Origin of the sequence: Stenotrophomonas tumulicola, from assembly GCF_014117215.1 — a bacterium.
Lineage (GTDB): Bacteria > Pseudomonadota > Gammaproteobacteria > Xanthomonadales > Xanthomonadaceae > Stenotrophomonas > Stenotrophomonas tumulicola.
On record NZ_JACGXS010000013.1, the window covers coordinates 28,989 to 46,676 of the forward strand.

Genomic DNA, 17,688 nt, shown 5'->3' on the forward strand with positions numbered 1-17,688 from the left:
GCGTGCATGGTGATAAAGCCCCCCGGTCGCGCCGTCCGGGTTTTCCGTAACCCGGGTTTTCCGTAGCGCCGGGCCATGCCCGGCGAGCGCCCCGCGCGGCGCCTTTGATTTTCCGCCGGGCATCGCCCGGCGAGCACGCAGCGCGGCGCCCTTTGATTTTCGGCCGGGCCATGCCCGGCGAGCGCACAGCGCGGCGCCTTTGATTTTCCGCCGGGCATGGCCCGGCGCTACACTTCATGCATGAACGCACCGCGCTTCCACGTCCGCAGCTATGGTGATGCCTGGGGGGGCGACCGCCATGACTTCGCGCAATGGGTGTTGCCGCTAGAGGGTGAGCTGCAGTTCGAACTGGACGGCCATGCGGCGCGCCTGACCGCCCTGCAGGGCGTGTTCGTGGCGCCCGGCGAGGACCATGACCAGGTGGGACAAGGCCACAACCAGCACCTGATCATCGACTGCGACGCGCAGTGGTTCGATGACAATACGCTGGAACACCTGCGCGGGCAGCGTTGGCTGTCGTTGCCGTTGGCATTGCGCAATGCCCTGCAGCAACAACCCGACGGCACCGCGCTGTTGCCCATCCTGCTGCAGGCGTTCGCCCCGGATGGCAGCGGCGCGCGCCTGCAGGCACTGTGTGCACGCATGCAGGCCGCGCCCGGCGAGACCTGGACAGTCGAACGCATGGCACGCATCGCCGGCCTGAGCAGCAGCCACCTGCACGCGCGCTTCCTGCGCGAGTTCGGCATGCCGCCGCAGGCATGGCTGAGCGCGCTGCGGCTACGCTGGGCGCGCCACCTGCTGCGCACCACGTCGTTGCCGATCAGCCATATCGCGCAGGCCGCAGGCTATTCCGAACAAAGCGCGCTGACCCGCGCACTGCGCCGCGAAACCGGCCGCACGCCAACGACTTGGCGCCAGCGGCAATCGTAGTCCGGGTCAAGACGAAGGGCATGGCAACCGCCTAGACTTCGCGCCCTGTCTGTACGCATAGGTGCGTGATGAATCGTTCGATGGGCGTGGGGATCGGCAACGGCGTGCTGGCCGGCGCATTGTGGGGCGTGGTGTTCCTGGCCCCGGCGGTGTTGATCGCCTTCAATGCCGTGCAGCTGTCGGCAGGACGCTACCTGATCTATGGTGCCGTCGCGCTGGCATTGCTGTGGCCGCGCTGGAAGCGGCTGGCACCGCGCCTGGGCGCGGCCGAATGGCGGGGCCTGCTGTGGCTCAGCCTGGCCGGCAACCTGGTGTACTTCCTGTTGCTGGCGACGGCGGTGCAATGGGCCGGTGGCGCGGCGGCCTCGTTGATCGTTGGCCTGATTCCCGTGGTGGTGACGCTGGTCGGCGTACGCGATGCCGGCGCGGTGCCGTTGCGCCCATTGTTGCCCGCGCTGCTGCTGTGCCTGCTGGGCGTGGGGCTGGTGGGTTACGAATCGCTGGCCTCCGAACACGTTGCCACGCCATGGCGGCAGCGCGTGCTGGGGCTGCTGTGTGCGTTCGGGGCGTTGCTGTCCTGGGCGGCATATTCGGTGGGCAACAGCCGCTGGCTGGCGCGCCGCCCGGATCTGTCCGCGCATGACTGGTCGTTGCTGACCGGCGTAGTGACCGGGGCATTGGCGTTGCTGTTGGTGCCTACGGCGTTCCTGTTCAACGACAGCGCCCACAGTGGCGGGCAGTGGGGCCTGTTCTGGGGTATCAGTGGCGGTGTGGCGGTGCTCGCCTCGCTGCTCGGCAATGCGTGTTGGAACCGCGCCAGCCGGCTGCTGCCGTTGACCCTGACCGGGCAGATGATCGTGTTCGAGACCCTGTTTGCGCTGTTATATGGCTTCGGTTGGCAGCGCCGCTGGCCGACCCTGCTGGAAGCGCTGGCCATCGTCTGCCTGGTGGCGGGCGTATTGCTGTGCGCACATGCACATCGTGCGCCGGCGGCCATTGCCGAACACGCCGGATGATGCATGGCGGCGCCGTACGCGCCGGATGGTGGCCGGTGCCGTACGCGTCGGATGGTGCATGACCGGTGATGGACACGTCGGATGATGGCCGGTGGGGGGTAGCGCCGGGCCATGCCCGGCGAGCGCGCAGCGCGGCGTTTTTGGTTTCCCGCCGGGCATGGCCCGGCGCTACGGAAGGCAAACGTCAGGCATTACGGAGACCAAACGCCCGGGGTTGCGGCATGGTCGCTGATGCAACTATTCCCGTGATGTTTTTTTGCGATGCAGCACTTGACAGCGTCATGCGCGGCAGTGTTTTCTAACCGCATGGTCCTTGCCTCCTCCGCCTTCGCCACTGCCCACACCGCCCCAGCGGCGCATGCGGGCGCGCGGCCGATCGCAGGCGGCAACACGACCATTACCACCATTACCACCACCGTCACCACCCGCCGGGTGCGGTCCGTCGTCTTCGCGTAACTCACGAAAACCACGGCCCCGCACCGAACCAGGTGGCGGGGAAACCTTCCACTGACGCGATGCGGGGCCTCCCACCGAGGTCACCATGTCCATTGCCGCCGTTGTATCTCCCGCCGATCCTGCCTTGCCTGGCGCCGCCGTCGTGCCGCGCGTGGTGGTGCACAAGTTCGGTGGCACCTCCGTTGCCGATGCCGAGCGCTACCGCCACGTGGCCCGCCTGCTGCTGGCGCGTCCGGAGGCAGTGCAGGTCACCGTGGTATCGGCGATGAAGGGCGTCACCGATGCCCTGATCGAGCTGGCCAGGCTGGCCGCGGCCGGCTCCCCGCTGTGGCAGGAGGCATGGCATGGACTGCGCGCACGCCATCGCGGTGCCGCCGCCTCGCTGCTCGGCGAGCATGCCGGCGCCAGCGTGGAGTGGCTGGACGCGCGTTTCGAGGAACTGGCCGAATTGCTGGGTGCGCTGGCGGTCATCGGCGGATTGCCCGCCGAGGCGCTGGACCGCGTGCAGGGGCTGGGCGAGGTCTGTTCGGCGCACCTGCTGGGCCAGCATTTCATCGCCAGCGGGGTGGAGTGCGCGACCCTGGATGCACGCGATGTGCTGGTGGTGGAGCATGGCGAGCTGGGCGTCAACGTGGACTGGGAAGCCAGCGCGCGGGGGCTTGAAGCGTGGCGGCAGTTGAACCCGCAGGCGAGGGTGGTGGCCACCGGCTTCATCGCCCGCGACCGCCAGGGCCGTGTCACCACGCTTGGCCGCAACGGCAGCGATTATTCCGGGGCGATCTTCGCCGCGCTGTTCAACGCCGAAGAACTGCAGATATGGACCGACGTGGACGGGGTGTTGTCGGCCGACCCGCGGCTGGTGCCCGAGGCCGTGCAACTGGAAGCATTGAGTTACGACGAAGCCTGCGAGCTGGCGTATTTCGGTGCGAAGGTGGTGCATCCGCAGACGATGTCGCCGGCCATCCAGCGCGGCTTGCCGATCCTGATCCGCAACACGTTCCAGCCCGACCATCCCGGCACCCGCATCACCGCCGAGCGCTCCGTGCGCGGGCCGATCAAGGGCCTGACCCTGAGTGCGGAGCTGGCGGTACTGAACCTGGAAGGTACCGGCCTGATCGGCGTGCCGGGCACGGCCGAGCGGGTGTTCGCCGCGCTGCGCCAGGCGCAGGTATCGGTGGTGATGATCTCGCAGGGCTCGTCGGAGCATTCGATCTGCTGCGTGGTGCGTGGCAATGAAGCCGAGCGCGGTCGCGACGCATTGTTGCAGGCCTTCGCCCATGAGCTGGCGGTGGGCCAGGTGCAGCGCGTGCAGCTGACCGGCGGGGTGAGCGTGCTGGCCGCGGTGGGCGACGGCATGGCCGGCCAGCCCGGCGTGGCCGCGCGCCTGTTCGAGGCGCTGGGGCGCGCGCAGGTCAACATCCTGGCGATCGCGCAGGGTTCGTCGGAGCGCAACATCTCGGTGGCCATCGACAGTGCGGACGCCACCCGCGCGCTGCGCGCCGCCCATGCCGGTTTCTGGCTGTCGCCGCAGACCTTCGCGGTGGGCGTGATCGGGCCGGGAAACGTGGGTGCGGCGCTGCTGGACCAGTTGCAGGCCGCGCAACCGCACCTGCTGGGCAAGGCCAACATCGACCTGCGGCTGCGTGCGGTGGCCTCGCGCCGTGGCATGCACCTGGCGCCGCGTGCGGTGCAGGGCGACTGGCGCGATGCAGTACGCGCCGCTTCGGTGGACAGCGACCTGGACAGCTTCACCACGCACCTGCTGGCCGCGCACCTGCCGCATGCGGTGGTGATCGACTGCAGTGGCAGCGCCGAAGTGGCCGAGCGCTACGCCGGCTGGCTGGCGGCGGGTATCCACGTGGTGACCCCGAACAAACAGGCCGGCTCCGGGCCGCTGCCGCGTTACCAGCAGATACGTGCGGCAGCGGCAGCCAGCGGAGCGCGTTTCCGCTACGAGGCCACCGTGGGCGCGGGCCTGCCGGTGATCACCACGCTGCGCGACCTGGTCGACACCGGCGATGAGGTGCTGTCCATCGAAGGCATTTTCTCCGGCACGCTGGCGTGGCTGTTCAATCGCTTCGATGGCAGCCAGTCGTTCTCTTCGCTGGTGAAGCAGGCGCGCGGCATGGGCTATACCGAGCCGGATCCACGCGATGACCTGTCCGGTATCGACGTGGCCCGCAAGCTGGTCATCCTCGCCCGCGAGGCCGGCCATGCGCTTAGCCTGGAACAGGTGCAGGTGGAAAGCCTGGTGCCCGAAGCACTGCGTGCCGGCAGCGTGGATGCGTTCATGGCACGCCTTGGCGACAACGACGATGCCCTGCTGCAGCGCCTGCGGCAGGCGCAGGGGCGCGGTGCGGTGCTGCGCTATGTCGCCGCGCTGTCGCCGGGGCATGCCTCAGTGGGGTTGGTGGAAGTGCCGGCCGACCATGCCTTCGCGAACCTGAAACTGACCGACAACGTGGTGCAGTTCCGTACCCGGCGTTACTGCGACAACCCGCTGGTGGTGCAGGGGCCGGGTGCCGGTCCGGAGGTGACCGCGGCAGGCGTGTTCGCCGACCTGCTGCGCGTGGCCGCCGGAGAAGGAGCGCGGCTGTGATTGCACGTGCGTTTGCACCGGCGTCGGTGGGTAATGTCGGCGTGGGCTTCGATATCCTGGGCCATGCCATCGCCGGGATTGGCGATACGGTGGCGGTGCGGCGCATCGCCGAACGCGAGGTGCGCATCGAGGCGATCCGTGGCACCGACCTGCCGCTGCCGCGCGAGGCCGCGCTCAATACCGCCGGTGCCGCGTTGCTGGCGCTGTGCCAGGCGCTGGAATTGCCGTTCGGTTTCGCGCTGGAGATCGACAAGGGCATTCCGTTGGGATCGGGCATGGGCGGATCGGCGGCATCCTGCGTGGCCGCGCTTGTGGCGGCCAATGCGCTGCTGGATGCGCCGCTGGACCGGCACGCGCTGTATCCCTTCGCGCTGGAGGGCGAGATGGTGGCAAGTGGCGGCCGCCATGGCGACAACCTGGGGCCGATGCTGCTGGGTGGGCTGGTGCTGAGCACGGCCGACCGGCTGGTGCCGATTCCGGTGCCGGCCCGCTGGCACAGCCTGCTGGTGCACCCCGATGCGGTGCTGGAAACCCGCCGCGCGCGCGCCGCTTTGCAGGGCAGCTATGCGCTGGGCGATTTCGTGCCACAGAGCGCCAACCTTGCGCTGGTGCTGGCCGGCTGCTTCCAGGGCGATGCGTCGCTGGTGCGGGCCGGGTTGCGTGACGTGCTGGTGGAGCCGAGGCGTGCGCCATTGATTGCAGGCTTCGATGCGGCGCGTGATGCCGCGCTGGCGGCCGGGGCGATGGGGGCCAGCATTTCCGGCGCCGGCCCCAGCGTGTTTGCCTGGTTCGAGGACCAGGCCAGCGCGCAGGCTGCCGCCGCGCCGGTGCAGGCCGCGTTCGATGCGGCCGGCCTGGGCAGCCAGGCATGGGTGTCTTCGCTGGCAGCGCCGGCTGCGGTGCTGCTGTGACTTTCCTGTCTTCAAAGGATGTAGTGATGCACTTTGTTTCCACCCGTGGGCAGTCCGCACCGGTTTCCCTGAGCGCGGCCATCGCCGCAGGCCTGGCCCCCGATGGCGGACTGTATGTGCCCGAACGCCTGCCCGACGCACGCCAATGGTCGCCCACGCCCACCCTGGCGCAGACCGCCGCGCAGGTGCTGGCACCGTTCTTCGAAGGCGACGCGCTGGCCGAAGCGTTACCGGCGATCTGCCAGGAAGCCTTCGATTTCCCGGTGCCGTTGCGGCCCTTGGCGCGCCGTGGCGACCACGTGCTGGAGCTGTTCCATGGACCCACCGCGGCATTCAAGGACGTGGGTGCGCGCTTCCTTGCCGCGGCGCTGGCCCGCCTGCGTGCGGGACAGGCACGGCCACTGACCATCGTGGTGGCCACCTCCGGCGATACCGGCGCAGCCGTGGCGGCAGCCTTCCATGGCCAACCCGGCCTGCGCGTGGTGGTGCTGTATCCCGATGGCCGCGTCTCGCCGCGCCAGGCGCATCAGCTGGGCTGTTTCGGCGACAACGTGCAGGCGTTCCGCGTGGCCGGATCGTTCGATGACTGCCAAGCGATGGCCAAGCAGGCGCTGGGTGACGTTGCGCTGCAGGCTGAGGTTCCGCTGAGTTCGGCCAACAGCATCAGCCTGGGGCGGCTGCTGCCGCAGATGAGCTATTACGCGCATGCCGCGCTCCAGCACCAGCAGGCTGGAGGCAGCGCGCTCAACCTGGTCATTCCCACCGGCAACCTGGGCAATGCGATGGCGGCGATCCTGGCGCGCGCCATCGGCCTGCCGATCGGCCGCATCGCCTTGGCCACCAATGCCAACGATGTGCTGCCGCGCTATTTCGCCGGCGCGGATTACCAGCCAGCCCCCAGCGTGGCGACCACCGCCAACGCGATGGACGTGGGCGCGCCCAGCAATTTCGAGCGCCTGCGTTGGCTGTATGCCGGCGATGACGCCGCGCTGCGCGAAGCGTTCACGGCAAGCGCAGTGGACGACGTAGCGATCCGCGCGACCATCGCCAGCGCATTCGCGGGAAGCGGCGACGTGTTCTGCCCGCACACGGCCACGGCAGTGAAAGTGCTGGACGACCTGCGCGCGCAGGGCACCCGCGGCGACTGGGCGGTGGTGGCGACCGCGCACCCGGCCAAGTTCGAATCCGTGGTGGAGCCGCTGATCGACCAACCGCTGGACGTCCCGCCCGCGCTGGCCGCCCTGTTGCAGCGCCCAGCCCACGCCGAACCGCTGCCCGCGGATTACCCCGCACTGCGCGAGATATTGCGTCGGTGACCCCGGCGCGCGAAAAGCAGCGGGTCATGGACCCGCTCTACCGGGGGGGCGACAGCGCCGTTTCGGTAGTGACGGGCCATGCCCGTCACCGCGCCGCGCGCGAAAGGCAGCGGGTCATGGACCCGCTCTACCAGGGGGCGACAGCGCCGCTTCGGTAGTGACGGGCCATGCCCGTCACCGTCAATCCACCCCCCCGATCACCCCTCCGCCAACACCCTCAACCCCGGCTCATCCACGATCTCCACCACGTTCAAATGGGGCAGGGCGATCAACCCCTGCTGCCGCAACCGGGTGAATGTACGGCTGACCGTCTCCATCGTCAGGCCAAGATGGTCGGCGATATCACCACGCCCCATCGGCAGCATCACCCGCAATGCCTCGCCCCCCAGCCGCGCTTCGCGTTCGGCCAGGCGCAGCAGGAAATCGGCGACCTTTTCCATCGGCTGCAGGCGTGCCAGCGCCAATGCCGCATCCTGCGCCGTATCCAGCTCCTGGCAGGCCCGCTGCAGCAGCTTGCGTTCCAGGTGCGGGAAACGCTGGCGCAGCTCACGCATGTGCGGCAGCGATACCCGGCACACGCGGCTGTCGGCGATGGCTTCCACGTCGTGGCGGTGGTGGTCGCTGCCGCTCAGGCCCAGGTAATCGCCCGGCAGCACGAAACCATTGATCTGGCGGCGACCGTCGGACAAGGTCCGCACCAGCCGCAACGCGCCCTGGGTCAAGGTATATACATGTTGGCGCGGCTCGCCGCTGCGTGCCAGCGTGCTGCCCATGGCCACCTGCTGGGAGACGGTGACCGCTTCCAGGGCCAGCCCTTCGTCCGGTGACAGCGCCGAACATACGGCCAGGTGCCGCACCGAGCAGTGCATGCAATCCAGGGTCGCGCAGCCGGTGGCGGCAGCAGGGGGGGCATCGGCAGGGCCGGAATCAAACCGCGACATGGGGTGGGGGCGGGCGCAGCAGGAGAGGTGTCCATGATACGTCATGCCGCTGGAATGCCCTGGCGCGGGCGCACGGGTGGGCCGTACCGCTACACTATCGCCCCTTGCCCTTCCCCCGTTTTCTGCAGGAGCCCCCTCGTGATCAAGCCCCGAACCCCGCCCGGCATCATGGAACTGCTGCCGCGCGAGCAGATCGCGTTCCAGCGCATGCTGGACGTCATCCGCCGCAATTACGAGCGGTTCGGGTTCCTGCCGGTGGAAACCCCGGTGTTCGAGCTGTCCGACGTGCTGCTGACCAAATCCGGTGGCGAGACCGAGCGCCAGGTGTATTTCGTGCAGTCCACCGGTGCGCTGGCCAACGCCGCCGAAGCCGCCGACAAGGCGCTGCCGGAACTGGCGTTGCGCTTCGACCTGACCGTGCCGCTGGCACGTTACGTGGCCGAGCACGAACACGACCTGACGTTCCCTTTCCGCCGTTACCAGATGCAGCGCGTGTACCGTGGCGAGCGCGCCCAGCGCGGCCGCTTCCGCGAGTTCTACCAGTGCGACATCGATGTGATCGGCAAGGATGCGCTGAGCATCCGTTATGACGCCGAAGTGCTGGCGGTCATCCATGCCGTGTTCTCCGAGCTGCGCATCGGCGATTTCGCCGTGCAGCTGAACAACCGCAAGCTGATGCGCGGCTTCTTTGAAACCCTGGGCGTGGCCGAGGGCGAGCGGCAGCTGGCCGTGCTGCGCGAGGTGGACAAGCTGGACAAGCGCGGCGCCGACTACGTGCGCGACACGCTGGTGGGCGAGGGCTTCGATATTCCGGCCGCGCAGGTGGAACGGATCCTGGCCTTCGTGGCGGTGCGTTCGACCGGGCACGATGATGCGCTGGCGCAGCTGGCCGTGCTGGAAGCCGACGTGGCCGCGACGGAGACCCTGCGTACCGGCGTGGCCGAGCTGCGCGAGGTGCTGCAGCTGGTGAAGGCACTGGGCGTGCCCGAATCTGCGTACTGCCTGAATTTCTCCATCGCGCGTGGCCTGGATTACTACACCGGCACCGTGTACGAAACGATGCTGACCGACCACCCGCAGATCGGCTCGATCTGCTCCGGTGGCCGCTACGAAGACCTGGCCAGCCATTACAGCAAGTCGCGGCTTCCGGGCGTGGGCATTTCCATCGGCCTGACCCGGTTGTTCTGGCAGCTGCGCGAGGCTGGCCTGATCGAGGGCATCGAGGCCAGCAGCGTGCACGCGTTGGTGGCACTGATGGACGAGCAGGGCATGGCGCATTCGCTGGACATCGCACGCCGGTTGCGCGCCGGTGGCATCAACACCGAAGTGCAGATGGAAGCGAAGAAGATCGGCAAGCAGTTCCAGTACGCGGCGAAGGCAGGCATCCGCTTCGTGGTGCTGGCGGGCGAGGACGAACTGGCGCGCGGCGTGGTGGCGGTGAAGGACCTGCTGCGCGAACAGCAGTTCGAAGTAGCCCGCGACGAGCTGGCCACCACCCTGCAGGTGGAACTGGAGCAGGCCCGCGCGATGGCGTGATCTGACGCCCTGGCCCGGTAGCGCCGAGCCGTCCGCCTTTGTAGCGCCGAGCCATGCTCGGCGAGCGCAGCGGTCGCCAGATATTCCGCCGAGCATGGCTCGGCGCTACGCACATAGAGCGCAGGGGCCGCCAGGCATTCCGCCGAGCATGGCTCGGCGCTACGTACATAGGGCGCAGGGGCTGCCGGGCATCCGCCGAGCCGTCCGCCTTTGTAGCGCCGAGCCATGCTCGGCGAGCGCAGCGGCCGTCAGGCATTCCGCCGAGCATGGCTCGGCGCTACGCACGCATGTAGCACGTAGAACGCCCACCCATCCGGTGGGCGTTTTCGTTTCCCCGGTTTGACCTGGGTTGATGTTTGCGCTAATGTACTAACGCGCTATTACATTAATACCGATTGCGACCCCCATGAAAGCCCGTCCTGCCCCCGACCAGAAAGACACCCAGGCCGACCTGGCCGCATTGGCCAAGGCCTTTGCCGCCCTGCGCGACCCGGCCGAGGTCGGTGCGTTCCTGCGTGACCTGTGCACGCCGGCCGAGCTGGAAGCCATGGCCGACCGCTGGAAAGTGGTGCCATTGCTGCAGCAGGGCGTGCCGTACCGTGAAATCCACGAGCGCACCGGCGTCAGCGTGACCACCACCGGACGGGTGGCGCGCACGCTGGAACACGGTCATCGCGGCTATGCAGCGGCCATTGCCCGCACTGCAGCGCGTTGACCCACACGCATCGACCGAATTCCCAAGAGACTTTCCCCATGAGTGCAATCCAGGCAGCCCCGGCACGCGACCGGCTGCGTATCGCCATCCAGAAGAACGGGCGGTTGGCCGAGCCGGCCCGCGCCCTGCTCAGCGCCTGTGGCCTGAGCTGGCGCGAGAGCCGCGACAAGCTGTTCTGCTACGGCGAATCGCTGCCGGTGGACCTGCTGCTGGTGCGCGACGATGACATCCCGGGGCTGATCGCCGATGGCGTCTGCGACCTGGGCATCGTCGGCCGCAACGAACTGGACGAGCAGGGTGCCGCACGCGTGCAGGCAGGCCTGGCGCCGGCGTTCCATGCGCTGCGCGGGCTGGGCTTCGGCCAGTGCCGCCTGATGCTGGCGGTGCCCGACGAATGGGAGTGGCAGGGACCGGCGCAGCTGTCCGGTACCCGCATCGCCACCAGCTACCCGGCCATCCTGAAGGACTGGCTGGCCGCGCGCGCGATCGATGCGCAGGTGGTGGAACTGTCCGGTTCGGTGGAGATCGCCCCGCGCCTTGGCACTGCAGACCTCATCTGCGACCTGGTATCCAGCGGCGCCACGCTGCGTGCGAACCAGCTCAAGCCGGTGGAAACGCTGCTGGACAGCGAGGCGGTGCTGGCCGGTGCGGTGCGCAGCCCGGACGATGCGCGCGGCGCGCTGATGGCGATGCTGCTGCGCCGCCTGGATGGCGTGGTGCAGGTGCAGGACCGCAAGCTGCTGATGTTCCGCGCCGAGCAGGCCAACGTGCCCGCACTGGAGAAACTGCTGGCCGACGCCGAACCGCTGGTGCGGCTGCCGGCCGACGAGGGTGCGCTGCGGTTGCAGACGATGTGCCCGGGCCCGCTGACCTGGCAGCGGATGGAAGAGCTGGAGCGCGCCGGCGCCCAGCAGTTGATGGTCTTGAGCGTGGAGCGGTCGCTGGCATGAATCGTCTTACCTGGTCACAACTGGATGAACCGGCACGCAGCGAGGCGTTGCTGCGCCCGGTGCAGGCCGTCGCCGTACGGACGCGCGAAGCGGTGGCCACCCTGGTCGCGCAGGTGCGTGCGCAGGGCGATGCGGGCCTGCGCGAGATCACCGCGCGTTTCGACGGCGTGCAGCTGGACGATATCGAAGTGTCCGCCGCGGAATTCGAGGCAGCCGACAAAGCCGTCTCCGCCGAACTGCGCACGGCCATGGAAGAGGCGGCTGCACGCATCACGCGCTTCCACGAGGCGGGCATGAGCCAGGGCTACGCGGTGGAAACCGCGCCGGGCGTGCAGTGCGAACGGGTGATCCGCCCGATCGGCCGGGTGGGGCTGTATGTCCCGGCCGGCAGCGCGCCGTTGCCGTCCACTGCGTTGATGCTGGGTGTGCCGGCCGGGCTGGCCGGATGCCCTCAGGTGATCCTGTGCACTCCGCCACGTGCCGATGGCACGGCCGATCCCGCGGTGCTGGTGGCCGCGCGGCTGACTGGCGTGCAACGTGTCTTCAAGCTGGGCGGTGCACAGGCCATCGCGGCGATGGCATACGGCACGGCCAGCGTGCCGGCCTGCGACAAACTGTTCGGGCCGGGCAACAGCTTCGTCACCGAAGCCAAGCAGCAGGTGGCGCAGGACGGCGTGGCGGCCATCGACATGCCGGCCGGACCGTCGGAGGTGCTGGTCATCGCCGATGCCGGTGCCAACCCCACCTTCGTTGCCGCCGACCTGCTGTCGCAGGCCGAACATGGCCCGGATTCGCAGGTGCTGCTGCTGACCGATGACCCGGCGCTGTTGCAGGCGGTCGAGGCCGAAGTGGAGCGCCAGGTCGCGCTGTTGCCGCGGCAGGCCATCGCCCGCCAGGCGCTGTCGGCTTCGCGCCTGATCCTGGTCGGCCGGCTGCAGGAGGCGTTCGACATCAGCAACCGCTATGCGCCCGAGCACCTGATCCTGGCACTGCGCGAGCCGCGTGCCTGGCTGGGCCAGGTGCAGGCCGCCGGCTCGGTCTTCCTGGGCGATTACACCCCCGAGGCACTGGGCGACTACTGCAGCGGGACCAACCACGTGCTGCCCACCGCAGGTGCGGCGCGTGCATGGAGCGGTGTCAGCGTATCCAGTTTCCAGAACACGATCAGCGTGCAGAGTGCCAGCGCCGAAGGCATCGCCGGCATCGGCGGCTGTGCGCGCGTGCTTGCCAGCGCCGAAGGCCTGGATGCGCACGAGCGCGCCGTGGCCGTGCGCATGGAGGCGGTGGCATGAACGACGCCAAGGTGCAGGACGTGCTGGAACTGCTGCGCCCGGACCTGCAGTCCTTCGCCGGCTACAGCTCCGCACGCAGCAGCGCGCAGCAGGGCGAGGTGTGGTTGAACGCGAATGAATCGGCATGGCCGAATCCGGCTGATGCGCGCGGCAGCAGCCGCCGCTATCCGGATCCGCAGCCGGCGGCGCTGGTGCAGGCGCTGGCCGCGCTGTACGGGGTATCGCCGGCGCAGGTGCTGGTTGGCCGCGGCAGCGACGAGGCCATCGACCTGCTGGTGCGCGCGTTCTGCCGGCCCGGCCAGGATGCGGTGCTGGCCACTCCGCCGGTGTTCGGCATGTATGCGGTGTGCGCGCGGCTGCAGGGTGCGCCGTTGCTGGAAGTGCCGCTGGTGGATGGCCCGAATGGGCTGCAGGCCGACATCGATGCGGTGATCGCCACCGCACGCGGGCAGGGCGCACGGCTGGTGTTCCTGTGCTCGCCGTCCAACCCGGCCGGCAGCGAAATCGCAACCAGCGACATCGTGCGTGCCGCACGGGCATTGGCCGGGCAGGCGCTGGTGGTGGTGGACGAGGCCTACATCGAATACAGCACGCAGGCGTCGGCCACCGCGCTGCTGGCCGACCATCCGAACCTGGCCGTGCTGCGCACGCTGTCCAAGGCGCATGCGCTGGCCGCCGCGCGCATCGGCAGCCTGCTGGCCGCGCCGCAGGTCATCGCTGCGCTGCGTCGTTGCCAGGCGCCGTATCCGGTGCCGCAGCCCTGCGCCGAACTGGCCCTGGCCGCATTGCAGCCGGCCGTGCTGGAACAGACCCGCGCGCGGATCGCCGAGGTGGCGGTTGAACGCGAGCGACTGGCCGCACGGCTGCCGGACCTGCCAGGCGTGCGCCGTGTCTACCCGTCTGCGGGCAACTACCTGCTGGTACGTTTCGAGGATGCCCAAGCAGCATTCGATGCGCTGCTGGCGGCCGGGGTGGTGGTGCGCGACCAGCGCGCCGCGCCGCAGCTTGGCGACGCGCTGCGCATCAGCATCGGCAGCCCCACGGAAAACCAACGCGTGCTTGCCGCGCTTTCGGCCCGGAGGGCCGCCGCATGACCCCCATTCTTTTCATCGACCGCGATGGCACCCTGATCGAGGAGCCGGCCGACCACCAGATCGATGCGTACGAGAAACTGCGCTTCGTGCCGGAGGTGATTCCGGCCCTGATCAAGCTGCGCGACGCGGGCTGGCAGTTCGTGATCGTCAGCAACCAGGACGGGCTGGGCAGCGACGCCTACCCGCAGGCCGTCTTCGATGCGCCGCACGCGCTGATGATGCACGTCTTCGAAAGCCAGGGCATCGTGTTCCGTGACGTGCTGGTCGACCGCAGCTGGCCGCATGAAAACCTGCCGACGCGCAAGCCCGGCATCGGCCTGGTGACGGCCTACCTGCAGGACCGCAGCATCGACTGGGCGCGTTCGGCGATGGTGGGCGACCGCGCTACCGACATCCAGTTCGCCGACAACCTCAATATCCGCGGCTTCCAGCTGCGCACCGAGGAGTTCGGCGGTGACTGGGACTGGCCGGCCATCGCCCACGCGCTGGCCGATGCACCGCGCACGGCGGTGGTCCAGCGCAATACCAGGGAAACGCGCATCCGCGTCGAGCTGGACCTGGACGCGGCAGCCGAGCCACGGATCCACACCGGGCTGCCCTTCTTCGACCACATGCTGGAGCAGATCGGCAAGCACGGCGGCATCTCGGTACGCATCCATGCCGAAGGCGACCTGCATATCGACGAACACCACACCATCGAAGACACCGGCCTGGCGCTGGGGCAGGCGCTGCGCGAAGCACTGGGCGACAAGCGTGGCATCGGCCGCTATGGCTTCACCCTGCCGATGGACGAAAGCCTGGCCAGTGCCGCGCTGGATTTCAGCGGCCGGCCGTATTTCGTGTTCGACGGCGAGTTCAAGCGCGAGCGCGTCGGCGACCTGCCGACCGAACTGGTGCCGCATTTCTTCCGTTCGCTGTGTGATGCCGCAGGCCTGAACCTCAACCTGCAGGTGCGCGGCGACAACGACCACCACAAGGTGGAAGCCTGCTTCAAGGCACTGGCCCGTGCGCTGCGTACTGCGGTTGCGCGGCAGGGCAACGAGCTGCCCAGCACCAAGGGGGCGCTGTGACCGACGTCGCCCTGATCGATGCCGGTGGTGCCAACCTGGGCTCGGTGCGTTTTGCGCTGGAGCGTTTGGGTGCGCAGGTAAGGCTGGTGCGCGATGCGGCCGGACTGGACGGTGCGACGCGGGTGATCCTGCCCGGCGTCGGCGCGGCGGTCCCGGCCATGCAGCGCCTGCACGCACAGGGGCTGTTCGAGCCACTGCGCCAGTTGCAGGTACCGTTGCTGGGCATCTGCCTGGGCATGCAGTTGTTGTTCGAACGTTCCGAAGAGGGCGGGGTGGAAGCGCTGGGCCTGGTACCCGGCACGGTGCGCAAGCTGGTGCCGGCCACCGGTATCCGGGTACCGCACATGGGCTGGAACCGGCTGTTGCCGTTGCATCCCTCGCCGCTGCTGAGGGGGCTGCCCGAGCGCGCCAGTGCGTACTTCGTGCACAGCTATGCCGCGCCATTGAATGCCCACACGGTGGCGGCCTGCGACCATGGCGGCCTGTTCAGTGCAGTGGTCGAACACGGCCGCTACTTCGGCGCCCAGTTCCATCCCGAGCGCTCCGGTGATACCGGTGCGTTGCTGTTGCGCAACTTCCTGCAGGACACCGCCGCATGAGTTTCATCGTCTATCCCGCCCTAGACATCCGCGAGGGCCGCGTGGTGCGCCTGCGCCAGGGCGACTATGCCCAGGAAACCCGCTACGGCGATGATCCGCTGCCGCGCGCGCAGGCGTTTGCCGCGCAGGGTGCACGCTGGATGCACCTGGTCGACCTGGATGCGGCGCGGGCGGGCGGCTACACGCTGGCCCCGTTGCTGGCGCAGATCCGCGCGCAGGCCGGGTTGCAGGTGCAGACCGGCGGTGGGGTGCGCGGCCGCGATGACGTGGCGCGCATCCTTGATGCCGGCGCCAGCCGGGTGGTGGTCGGTTCGCTGGCGGTGCGCGAGCCCGGGGCGGTGATCGGCTGGCTGGCCGAGTTCGGTGCCGAACGCATCACCATCGCGCTGGACGCACGCCAGGACGAGGCGGGCCAGTGGCAGTTGCCCATCCACGGTTGGACCGAGGACGCAGGCGTCACCTTGGACGTGCTGGCGCAACGCTATGCGGCGGCCGGCATGCGCCACCTGCTGTGTACCGACATCGCCCGCGACGGCATGCTGGCCGGCCCCAACCTGGCGCTCTATCGCCACCTGGCCGCGTTGCTGCCCGGCGTGGCGATCCAGGCATCCGGCGGCATCCGCGACGTTGCCGACGTTGCCGCCGCCCGGGCTGCCGGCTGCAGCGGCGCGGTGCTGGGCAAGGCACTGCTGGAGCAGCGCATGGACCTGGCCGGAGCACTGGCATGCTGAGCCGCCGCATCATTCCCTGCCTGGACGTGCGCGATGGGCGCGTGGTCAAGGGCGTTCGCTTCCGCGACCACGTGGACATGGGCGACATCGCCGAGCTGGCGCTGCGCTACCGTGAACAGGGCGCGGACGAGCTGGTGTTCTATGACATCGGCGCCAGCCCGGACGGGCGCAGCGTGGACGTGGGCTGGATCGAACGCATCGCGCGGCTGATCGACATCCCGTTCTGCGTGGCCGGCGGCATCAGCGACGTGGAGACCGCGCGGCGGGTGCTGCATGCCGGCGCGGACAAGATTTCGATCAACTCCCCGGCATTGGGCCGGCCGGAGCTGATTACCGAACTGGCCGATGCGTTCGGCGTGCAGTGCGTGGTGGTCGGCATCGATTCGGTGCGCGAGGCCGACGGCCAATGGCGCGTGCGCCGTTTCACCGGCGACCCGGCCAAGACCCAGGCGGTGGCACGGCGCACGCTGGACTGGGTGTGCGAGGTACAGCGCCGCGGTGCCGGTGAGATCGTGCTCAACTGCATGGACAGCGATGGCGTGCGCCGTGGCTATGACGTGGAGCAGTTGCGGCATGCACGGGCCGCCTGCCAGGTGCCGCTGATTGCCTCTGGCGGTGCCGGCAGCCCTGAACACTTCGCGCAGGTCTTCGACCAGGCTGACGTGGACGGTGCGCTGGCGGCCAGCGTGTTCCACAGCGGGACCATCGCCATCCCGGAATTGAAGCGCTACCTGCGCGAACAACAGATCGAGGTGCGGGATGTCTATTGAAGTGCTGCCCAGCCAGGCAGCGTTGGATACGCTGGACTGGACCAAGGGGGATGGCCTGCTGCCGGCCGTGGTGCAGGACGTGGACAGCCTGCAGGTGCTGATGCTGGGCTACGTCAATGCCGCCTCGCTGCAGGCGACGCTGGAGACCGGCCACATGACCTTCTTCAGCCGTGGCAGGCAGCGGCTGTGGACCAAGGGCGAACAGTCGGGCAACGTGCTGGCGGTGCAGTCGATCGCCGTGGATTGCGATGCCGACACGCTGCTGGTGCGGGCGCGCCCGGCGGGACCGACCTGCCACACCGGCGCGGAAAGCTGCTTTCCGCAGGCCGCGAAGGATTTCATCGGCCAACTGGACCAACTGGTGGCCACGCGCGAGGCGCAGCGTCCAGCAGGCAGCTACACCACCTCGTTGTTCGAAGGCGGCATCCGCCGCATCGCGCAGAAGGTGGGCGAGGAGGGCGTGGAAACCGCGCTTGCGGCCGTTGCACAGGGCGACGAGGAACTGCTGGGCGAAGCATCGGACCTGGTGTTCCACCTGCTGGTGCTGCTGCGCGCGCGCGGGTTGTCGCTGCAGGACGTGCGCACGCTGCTGGAATCGCGGCACCGGTGATGTGCCGCGGGAACGGTAGCGCCGGGCCATGCCTGATGTGGAGTAGCGCCGGGCCATGCCCGATGTGGAGTAGCGCCGGGCCATGCCCGATGTGAAGTAGCGCCGGGCCATGCCCGGCGAGCGCAGCGGCAGAATTGAAATCCGCCAAGCAC

General features: G+C 69.0%; 16 protein-coding genes. 15 read left to right on the forward strand and 1 reads right to left on the reverse strand.

The features are described from left to right. Nucleotides 1–240 precede the first annotated feature (240 nt). The 5 genes from H4O11_RS17340 to thrC all read left to right on the forward strand — a co-directional run bounded on the left by H4O11_RS17340 (nt 241) and on the right by thrC (nt 7,228). Nucleotides 241–930, forward strand: a complete 690-nt coding sequence (locus tag H4O11_RS17340) for an AraC family transcriptional regulator (protein WP_182341439.1) — start codon at nt 241–243, stop codon at nt 928–930. A 68-nt stretch (nt 931–998) separates the two neighbouring features. Beyond that, a complete protein-coding gene (locus H4O11_RS17345) occupies nt 999–1,946 on the forward strand; it encodes a DMT family transporter (RefSeq protein ID WP_182341442.1) in 948 nt (315 codons plus the stop codon). A 541-nt stretch (nt 1,947–2,487) separates the two neighbouring features. Further along, nucleotides 2,488–5,001 carry a bifunctional aspartate kinase/homoserine dehydrogenase I gene (gene thrA / locus H4O11_RS17350; RefSeq protein WP_182341445.1) on the forward strand — a complete coding sequence of 838 codons (2,514 nt, stop codon included), beginning with the start codon at nt 2,488–2,490 and terminating at the stop codon, nt 4,999–5,001. Then, a complete protein-coding gene (locus tag H4O11_RS17355; RefSeq protein ID WP_182341448.1) occupies nt 4,998–5,912 on the forward strand; it encodes a homoserine kinase in 915 nt (304 codons plus the stop codon). The genes thrA and H4O11_RS17355 overlap by 4 nt, the downstream gene beginning before the upstream one ends. A 26-nt stretch (nt 5,913–5,938) precedes the next feature. Beyond that, nucleotides 5,939–7,228 carry a threonine synthase gene (thrC, locus tag H4O11_RS17360; protein WP_182341451.1) on the forward strand — a complete coding sequence of 430 codons (1,290 nt, stop codon included), beginning with the start codon at nt 5,939–5,941 and terminating at the stop codon, nt 7,226–7,228. Between the two features lie 197 nt (nt 7,229–7,425). Here the strand turns inward: thrC and H4O11_RS17365 are convergent, their stop codons facing one another. Next, on the reverse strand, nt 7,426–8,097 hold the full coding sequence (locus H4O11_RS17365) for a helix-turn-helix domain-containing protein (protein ID WP_425506085.1): 672 nt from the start codon (nt 8,095–8,097) through the stop codon (nt 7,426–7,428). A gap of 210 nt (nt 8,098–8,307) precedes the next feature. Between H4O11_RS17365 and hisS the strand changes: the two genes are divergently transcribed. The 10 genes from hisS to hisIE all read left to right on the forward strand — a co-directional run bounded on the left by hisS (nt 8,308) and on the right by hisIE (nt 17,536). Next, the gene (gene hisS / locus H4O11_RS17370) at nt 8,308–9,705 is read left to right on the forward strand and encodes a histidine--tRNA ligase (RefSeq protein ID WP_182341457.1); all 1,398 of its coding nucleotides are present in this window, start codon (nt 8,308–8,310) and stop codon (nt 9,703–9,705) included. A 406-nt stretch (nt 9,706–10,111) separates the two neighbouring features. Continuing rightward, a complete protein-coding gene (locus H4O11_RS17375) occupies nt 10,112–10,420 on the forward strand; it encodes a YerC/YecD family TrpR-related protein (protein ID WP_182341460.1) in 309 nt (102 codons plus the stop codon). 38 nt (nt 10,421–10,458) lie between these two features. Beyond that, the gene (gene hisG / locus H4O11_RS17380; protein WP_182341463.1) at nt 10,459–11,370 is read left to right on the forward strand and encodes an ATP phosphoribosyltransferase; all 912 of its coding nucleotides are present in this window, start codon (nt 10,459–10,461) and stop codon (nt 11,368–11,370) included. After that, the gene (hisD, locus tag H4O11_RS17385; protein ID WP_182341466.1) at nt 11,367–12,662 is read left to right on the forward strand and encodes a histidinol dehydrogenase; all 1,296 of its coding nucleotides are present in this window, start codon (nt 11,367–11,369) and stop codon (nt 12,660–12,662) included. Before hisG ends, hisD begins: the two co-directional genes overlap by 4 nt. Then, nucleotides 12,659–13,756 carry a histidinol-phosphate transaminase gene (hisC, locus tag H4O11_RS17390; RefSeq protein ID WP_182341469.1) on the forward strand — a complete coding sequence of 366 codons (1,098 nt, stop codon included), beginning with the start codon at nt 12,659–12,661 and terminating at the stop codon, nt 13,754–13,756. Before hisD ends, hisC begins: the two co-directional genes overlap by 4 nt. Continuing rightward, the gene (gene hisB, locus H4O11_RS17395; protein ID WP_182341472.1) at nt 13,753–14,826 is read left to right on the forward strand and encodes a bifunctional histidinol-phosphatase/imidazoleglycerol-phosphate dehydratase HisB; all 1,074 of its coding nucleotides are present in this window, start codon (nt 13,753–13,755) and stop codon (nt 14,824–14,826) included. Before hisC ends, hisB begins: the two co-directional genes overlap by 4 nt. Further along, nucleotides 14,823–15,425: an imidazole glycerol phosphate synthase subunit HisH gene (hisH, locus tag H4O11_RS17400; protein WP_182341475.1), complete on the forward strand. Its 603-nt coding sequence runs from the start codon at nt 14,823–14,825 to the stop codon at nt 15,423–15,425. The genes hisB and hisH overlap by 4 nt, the downstream gene beginning before the upstream one ends. Continuing rightward, nucleotides 15,422–16,156, forward strand: a complete 735-nt coding sequence (hisA, locus tag H4O11_RS17405) for a 1-(5-phosphoribosyl)-5-[(5-phosphoribosylamino)methylideneamino]imidazole-4-carboxamide isomerase (RefSeq protein WP_182341478.1) — start codon at nt 15,422–15,424, stop codon at nt 16,154–16,156. Before hisH ends, hisA begins: the two co-directional genes overlap by 4 nt. Further along, on the forward strand, nt 16,150–16,926 hold the full coding sequence (gene hisF / locus H4O11_RS17410; protein ID WP_182341482.1) for an imidazole glycerol phosphate synthase subunit HisF: 777 nt from the start codon (nt 16,150–16,152) through the stop codon (nt 16,924–16,926). The genes hisA and hisF overlap by 7 nt, the downstream gene beginning before the upstream one ends. Continuing rightward, nucleotides 16,916–17,536 carry a bifunctional phosphoribosyl-AMP cyclohydrolase/phosphoribosyl-ATP diphosphatase HisIE gene (gene hisIE, locus H4O11_RS17415; protein WP_182341485.1) on the forward strand — a complete coding sequence of 207 codons (621 nt, stop codon included), beginning with the start codon at nt 16,916–16,918 and terminating at the stop codon, nt 17,534–17,536. The genes hisF and hisIE overlap by 11 nt, the downstream gene beginning before the upstream one ends. Nucleotides 17,537–17,688 lie beyond the last annotated feature (152 nt).

Bases quoted from the DNA above. Each gene is read 5' to 3' on its own strand.
- thrC (WP_182341451.1), top strand. From the start codon at position 5,939: ATGCACTTTGTTTCCACCCGTGGGCAGTCCGCACCGGTTTCCCTGAGC.
- hisB (WP_182341472.1), top strand. From the start codon at position 13,753: ATGACCCCCATTCTTTTCATCGACCGCGATGGCACCCTGATCGAGGAG.
- H4O11_RS17340 (WP_182341439.1), top strand. From the start codon at position 241: ATGAACGCACCGCGCTTCCACGTCCGCAGCTATGGTGATGCCTGGGGG.
- H4O11_RS17365 (WP_425506085.1), bottom strand. From the start codon at position 8,097: ATGCACTGCTCGGTGCGGCACCTGGCCGTATGTTCGGCGCTGTCACCG.
- hisC (WP_182341469.1), top strand. From the start codon at position 12,659: ATGAACGACGCCAAGGTGCAGGACGTGCTGGAACTGCTGCGCCCGGAC.
- H4O11_RS17345 (WP_182341442.1), top strand. From the start codon at position 999: ATGAATCGTTCGATGGGCGTGGGGATCGGCAACGGCGTGCTGGCCGGC.
- hisA (WP_182341478.1), top strand. From the start codon at position 15,422: ATGAGTTTCATCGTCTATCCCGCCCTAGACATCCGCGAGGGCCGCGTG.
- hisF (WP_182341482.1), top strand. From the start codon at position 16,150: ATGCTGAGCCGCCGCATCATTCCCTGCCTGGACGTGCGCGATGGGCGC.
- H4O11_RS17375 (WP_182341460.1), top strand. From the start codon at position 10,112: ATGAAAGCCCGTCCTGCCCCCGACCAGAAAGACACCCAGGCCGACCTG.
- thrA (WP_182341445.1), top strand. From the start codon at position 2,488: ATGTCCATTGCCGCCGTTGTATCTCCCGCCGATCCTGCCTTGCCTGGC.
- hisD (WP_182341466.1), top strand. From the start codon at position 11,367: ATGAATCGTCTTACCTGGTCACAACTGGATGAACCGGCACGCAGCGAG.
- hisIE (WP_182341485.1), top strand. From the start codon at position 16,916: ATGTCTATTGAAGTGCTGCCCAGCCAGGCAGCGTTGGATACGCTGGAC.
- hisG (WP_182341463.1), top strand. From the start codon at position 10,459: ATGAGTGCAATCCAGGCAGCCCCGGCACGCGACCGGCTGCGTATCGCC.